At 71.3% G+C, this 6,156-nt stretch carries 4 protein-coding genes; 1 reads left to right on the top strand and 3 read right to left on the bottom strand.

Features of this window, described 5'->3' with window-relative positions:
- Nucleotides 1-235 precede the first annotated feature (235 nt).
- A complete protein-coding gene (locus ADK55_RS09145; protein WP_053676984.1) occupies nt 236-877 on the bottom strand; it encodes a TetR/AcrR family transcriptional regulator in 642 nt (213 codons plus the stop codon).
- A gap of 125 nt (nt 878-1,002) precedes the next feature.
- Here ADK55_RS09145 and ADK55_RS09140 point away from each other — a divergent pair, with 125 nt between their 5' ends.
- Nucleotides 1,003-2,079, top strand: coding sequence for an FAD-dependent monooxygenase (locus ADK55_RS09140; protein ID WP_053676983.1), 1,077 nt, complete (start codon nt 1,003-1,005; stop codon nt 2,077-2,079).
- A 286-nt stretch (nt 2,080-2,365) separates the two neighbouring features.
- Here the strand turns inward: ADK55_RS09140 and ADK55_RS09135 are convergent, their stop codons facing one another.
- Both ADK55_RS09135 and ADK55_RS09130 read right to left on the bottom strand, forming a co-directional pair.
- Nucleotides 2,366-4,516 (bottom strand): putative bifunctional diguanylate cyclase/phosphodiesterase, encoded by a 2,151-nt coding sequence (locus tag ADK55_RS09135; RefSeq protein ID WP_053676985.1) that lies wholly within the window; start codon nt 4,514-4,516, stop codon nt 2,366-2,368.
- Between the two features lie 134 nt (nt 4,517-4,650).
- A complete protein-coding gene (locus ADK55_RS09130) occupies nt 4,651-5,481 on the bottom strand; it encodes an SAM-dependent methyltransferase (protein WP_053676982.1) in 831 nt (276 codons plus the stop codon).
- Between the last annotated feature and the right edge of the window lie 675 nt (nt 5,482-6,156).

The following is a 6,156-nucleotide window of genomic DNA, read 5'->3' as shown; positions in this document are numbered from 1 at the left end:
TACGCGGGGTACGGGCACTCCGGCGAGGGCTTCGCCGGGCACGGCCTCTCCCCGTCCGGCGGGGATTTCGCGGCGGTGGGGCTGGGGGGCGGCTCGGGCCCGGGGCGGATCCAGTGCGGGGCCGGGGGTCGGCACGAGCGCCCTCGAACCCAGACGACGGCGGATCGACGGCACACGACCGGGGGCGACGGGGCATGGCCGGGAGGCGAGACGCACGGCCGGGGCGGCGGTTCGCTCAGACGCGTCTGGACAGGGCCGCGTCGAGGCCCTCGGCCAGCATTCCGAAGGCCTGGTCGGCCTCGGTGACGGCAGCCGCGTAGGCGTCGTCCGCACTCACACCCGAGGCGATGCGGGCCCAGTTCGCCCGCCCCAGCCCCTGACGTACCGCCACCAGATGCGTGGCCGCCATCCGGGCGGCGAGCGGCGCGACGGACTCCCCCTCCAGCGCTTCCCCGAGCAGCTCCACCTCACGGGCCGTGTAGTGGGCCATACGGCTCTCCAGGCTCGCCGTGGAGTACAGCAGCCCCTGGAACGCGAGGACGTTCGGATGGTCACAGAGGCCGGTGATCGGATCTCGCTCCGCGAGACCCGCCAGGAAGTGCGCGTGCAGGGCGCCCACCGGGGTCTGGCCTCCCTCCCGGTCGCGCACGATGCGCGCCGCCTCGTCCTGGTGGTCCGCGAAGCGGTCGAGGATCAGATCCTCCTTGCTCGGGAAGTACCGGAACAGGGTGGGTTTGGAGACCTCGGCCGCGGCGGCGACATCCGTCACCGAAACGGCGTCGAAGCCTCGTTCCAGGAAGAGTTCCAGCGCCGTGGTCGCCAGCCTCTGGCGGGTGCGCAGTTTCTTGCTCTCGCGGAGACCTGTCGTGTTTTCCATGTCACACAACGTACACACAAGATGTGACCGAGTCAAATATTTAACCGGGTTGCTTTTTCGCTTCGGAGCCGCTTTCCTTGAGTCATCGACGACAAACGGCGACGAGAGCGACAAGAGGACATCCGATGACCGACGTTCTGATTGCGGGTTCCGGCCCGACCGGCTTGACGCTCGCTTGCGACCTGGCACGCCGCGGCGTTTCCGTGCGGGTCATCGACCAGCGCACCTCGCCGCACCACGAGTCTCGCGGCAAGTCCCTGAACCAGGACGGCCTCAAGGTCATGACGGACCTCGGCGTCGCCGGGCGACTGGCGGCCGTCGGCATTCCGAACCTGACGTTCCGCAAGTACTTCGACGGCGCCCATGTCAATGACACCCCCGTCCCCGAGTTCCTGTTCATGGGCCAGTGGCAGATCGAGTCGGTGCTGCGCGACCGGCTCGCCGAGTTCGGCGTGCACGTCGAGTACGGCGCCGGGCTCACGGCCGTGCGTCAGGACACCGCCGGGGTCGAAGCGGAACTGTCCGACGGCCGGGTGATTCGGGCCGGTCATCTCGCGGGGTGCGATGGCGGACGCAGCACGACCCGCACCCTCCTCGGGATCCCCTTCGAGGGCACGAGCGAGGAGGAACAGGCGATGGTGATCGGGGACGTGACGGCACCGGGGCTCGGTCGGGACGTCTGGCACCAGTGGTTCACCTCGGACGGCGGGGTCATGATGCTCTGCCCGATCCCGGAGACGGACACCTTCCAGCTTCAGGCCTCCCGGGAGCGCGACGAGCACGGCCGGCCGCTGCCACCTTCGTTGGAGAGCTTTCAGCGGCTCTTCGACCGGCACGCCCGGATGTCGGGGATACGACTCGGGGAAGCCACCTGGCTGTCGACCTGGCGGGTCAACGTTCGCATGGCAACCCGGATACGCCAGGGCCGGGTCTTCCTCGCGGGGGACGCGGCCCACGTCCAACCGATCGCCGGAGGGCTGGGCATGAACACCGGAATCCAAGACGCGGCGGCGCTGGCCCGCACACTGGCTGCGGCCCTCGACGAAGAGCCCGGACCCGCCCGAGAGGGGGCTCTCGGCGCATACGAGGCGGAGCGACTTCCGGCGGCGGCCGAGGTCTTGACCGAGACCGTCCGACGACACCGACGGGTGCTGGCCGCGGTGCGCACGGCGGGCAACGGTACGGAGACCGGCCGGGGCTGACCTTCCCCGCGATCCGCCGACGGCGCCCCGGCGATCGTGTCCCGCTCACGCCCCGCCGTCCGACGCCCGAACCCGGAACGGCGGCCCCGCAGCCCCCCGCACCGCCCGGAACCCGGACCCGGAACGACGGCCCCGCGGCCCCCCGCACCGCTCAACACAGGGGGGGAGGCACAGGCCGTACGACCGACACCGCCGACACCGTCGCGGGGAAGCCCAGGTGGGGCGTCTCCCAGGTGGGGCGTCTCATGGGATCCCGCCGGGCCTGCGGCGCCCGGCGGCGCGGGCGTCAGGGAGTGGGGACCGCGTCCGAGAGGGAGAGCGTGTGGATGCGATCCGGGGCGCCGGGGCGGGCGTAGTACCAGCCCTGCGCGGTGTCGCAGCCGAGGTCCCGCAGTTGGGCGGCCTGGGCCCCGGTCTCCACGCCCTCGACGGTCACGGCGAGTTCGAGGCTGTGGGCCAGGGCCACGATCCCCTCGACGATCTTGACGTCGACGGGGTTGGCCGGTTGGTGCTGCATCCCCTGGGTGAAGGAGCGGTCCAGCTTCAGGACGCTGACCGGGAGGCGGCGCAGGTTGGCCAGGTTGGAGTAGCCGGTGCCAAAGTCGTCGAGGGCGATGTCCACGCCGAGTGCCGCGAGCCGGCGCAGCGGTTCGAGGAGTTCGTCGTCGGCTCCGATCAACGCCGACTCGGTGACCTCCAGGCACAGCGCGCCCGGGGCCAGCCCGGAGGCCTCCAGGACCCGGACGGTGTCGGCGACCAGGCCGGGGTGGTGGAGCTGGGTCGGCGACAGGTTGACGTTGATCCGCAGGGCCGAGCCGCCGTACTGGCGCTGCCAGTTGCAGGCTTGTCGGACGGACTCCTCCAGGACCCAGCGGCCGAGGGGCACGATCAGTCCGGTGCGCTCGGCCAGCGGGATGAAGCGGTCCGGGCCGAGTACCCCGTACTGCGGGTGCGACCAGCGCACCAGGGCCTCCGCGCCGTGGACGCTGCCGTCGTGCATGTGCACCAGCGGCTGGTACTCGATGAAGAACTCGCCGCGTTCCAGCGCCGCCGGGAGGGCGTTGGTCAGCCCGTGGCGGGTGATGGCGCGGGCGTCGGCCTCCTCGTCGGCGAACTCGAAACGGTTCCCGCCGGCCGCCTTGGCCCGGTACATCGTGATGTCGGCGCTGCGCAGCACCTCCGCCGGGGTGCGTTCGCCCGCCGGGCCCTCGACGATGCCGATGCTGCCCCGGACGGTCAGCTCCCGACCCTCCAACCGGATCGGGGTGGAGAGCGCGGAGAGGATGCGGACCGCCAGTTCCGTCACCTTCTCCTCGGTGTCGGACCCGGTGGTCAGCGCGACGAACTCGTCGCCGCCGAGGCGCGCGACGACCTCGCCGGGCCCGGTCGCACAGCTCTCCAGCCGGTCGGCGACCTCCACCAGCAGTCGGTCGCCCGCCGAGTGTCCGAGACTGTCGTTGACCGCCTTGAAGCCGTCGAGGTCCAGGTAGCACAGGCCGAAGCGGCTGCCACCGGCCCCGTTGAGGGCCTTCTCCAGGCGCTCGAAGAAGAGCGTCCGGTTGGGCAGGCCGGTCAGGGCGTCGTGGGTGGCCTCGTAGCGCAGCCGCAGGTTGAGCAGCCGGCGCTCGGTGGTGTCCTCCATGAGGGCCAGTTGGTACTGCGGCCGTCCCTCGGCGTCACGCAACAGCGACACCGTCAGGTTGGTCCACAGCACCGTTCCGTCGTGCCGGTAATAGGGCTTCTCCACCCGGTAGTGCTCGCGCTCCCCGCGCACCAGCTCGCCGTACATCCGCCAGACGTGCGGGGTGTCGTCGGGGTGGCCCCAATCGCTGACGTTGCGGCCCCGGACGTGTCCTTCGAGGCCGCCGAACATCTGCAGCAGGGTGTCGTTGACCTCCAGCACGTTGCCCTGGAGGTCCGCGATGCCGATGCCGATCGCGGCGCCCTCGAATACGGCCCGGAAGCGTGCCTCGCTGGCGTGCAGGGCCTTCTGGGCGTCGATGCGGGCGGTCAGGGCGGAGCGGGCGATGGCCTCCTGCTCCTTGAGGGTGCGTTCGCGCAGCGCCCGGGCGAATCCGGCAGCGATGCCGTGCTGGAGCCTGGCGCAGCGGGCCCGGTACTCCTCGGTGCCCTCCACTCCGGCGCCGTCCGGGCCGCAGTACAGGACGAGGTACGACTCGACCACGCCGAGGGTCCCGGCCAGGGCCTCCGGGTCGGTGCAGTGCACGGCGACGAGTTCGGCGCCGACCCGCTGGGCGATGGCCGCGTCGAAGGGGCGCGCGTGCAGTGCCTCGGTGAGGGTACGGGTGAGCGGGACGAGGTGTCGTTCGAACTCCGGCCGGGTCAGCGACGTGGCGGTGACCGGGAAGATGGCGCGCCCCCAGATCGTCGCGAAGCGCGCGATCCGGTCCTCCAACCCGCTCCGCAGCTCTCCCACGGCCGCCCGGCCCGCGCGCGGACCGGGCGGCGGCTTGTCCTCGCTCGGGGGTTCCTTCGGGTGCTTCCCGGCCCCGGCGCCCGACTGGAGGGCCGGGGCCGGGGTGGCGGAGTGCGGGGTCGGAGCCGGGAGTCTCACGCCTTGCGTCCCACGCCGCCGAAGCCGGAGAAGGCGTACGGGTCCTCCGGTGTGTCGCCGTCGGCCGGCGAGTCGGCGCGGTCGGGGCGCCAGTCCGGCATGGAGACCAGGCCGGGTTCGACCCATTCGAAGCCGTCGAAGAAGCGGCTGATCTCCTGGTGGTCGCGCATCACGAGCGGGTTGCGGATGTCCCGGTAGACACCGACCGCCCCGCCCGCGACCTCCTGCGACAGCGGGATGCCCTCGTAGGAGGCGTGGGTGAGGATCAGCAGGCTGCCCGGGGCCAGCGCGTCGCGCAGTTGCGCGACGGCGACGTACGGGTCGTCCGAGTCCTCGAGGAAGTGCAGGACGGCGACGAGCAGCAGTGCGACCGGGCGTTCGAAGTCGATCAGTCGGCCGACCTCGGGGGCGGCGAGGATCTCCTGCGGTTTGCGCAGGTCGGCGGCGACGACTCCGGTGAGTTCGTCCCCGGCCAGGACGGCCTGGCTGTGCGCGACGGCCACCGGGTCGTGGTCGACGTAGACGACGCGCGCCTCGGGGCTGGCGGCTCGGGCGATCTCGTGGACGTTGCCGAAGGTCGGGATGCCGGAGCCGATGTCGAGGAACTGGGTGACGCCCTCGGAGACGGCGTGTCGGACGGCGCGCCGCATGAATGCCCGGTTGGCCTGCATGATCTTGGGGAGGCCCGGCAGGAATTCCATGGCGCGCCGGGCGGCCTGGCGGTCGACCTCGAAATTGTGCGAGCCGCCCAGGTAGTAATCGTAGATGCGGGACACGCTCGGCACCGATATGTCGATGCCTGGCGGGGCCCAGGCGGGGCGCTCCATCGGGGTCTCCAAGCGGTAGTCGTGCCGTGGTCCGTCGAGGGTCCGCCCGGGGGTCGGACTCCTGTCCGAGCCGAATGTACTGATCATTGCCCAACGGGGCGAGCAAAAGCGGAAATTGGCGATCCGTTCTTGGTCACACACCAAAGCCAGGAACGGGTCCCTCCGGGGGCTTTGAGCGAAACCGACAAATACCTTTTGGGAATTGACCGATCGGTAACCTGACACGACCGAAGACTGGCTCAAACCTCTATGGTCTGAACTCCGCCCGTTCAGGCGAACCGGAGCCGACCTCCACGTGCGCGGGCGCGCGCGGGCCCATGCTCCCGGGGTGAACAGAGCCTGTGCCCGGCGCCTGCTGGCGGTCCCGGTCCTGCTGTGGGCGGCCTTGTCCGCCACGCCGGCCGTGGCTGATAGCCGCGCCTACGCGACGATCGACACCGGGGACGGCGCGACCGCCGTCAGGGCGTTCGCGGCCTCCGGCAAGGGCGGGGGCGGAGCCGGCCGAGGTGGCGCACATCACGAAAACAGCCACGCCGCCGGCCGTGCGAACGACCGGGGGAACAGCGAGGGATCCGACCGCGGAAACGATCGCGAAAGCGGCCGCGGGAACGATCGCGGCCATGGTCACGGCGGGCACCACGGCGGAGGCCATCACGGTGGACACCACTGCCCGCC

The sequence above is a fragment of the Streptomyces sp. WM4235 genome, from assembly GCF_001279725.1.
Lineage (GTDB): Bacteria > Actinomycetota > Actinomycetes > Streptomycetales > Streptomycetaceae > Streptomyces.
Note: the sequence above shows the minus strand (reverse complement) of the source record. Positions and strands in the feature narration are given on the sequence as shown.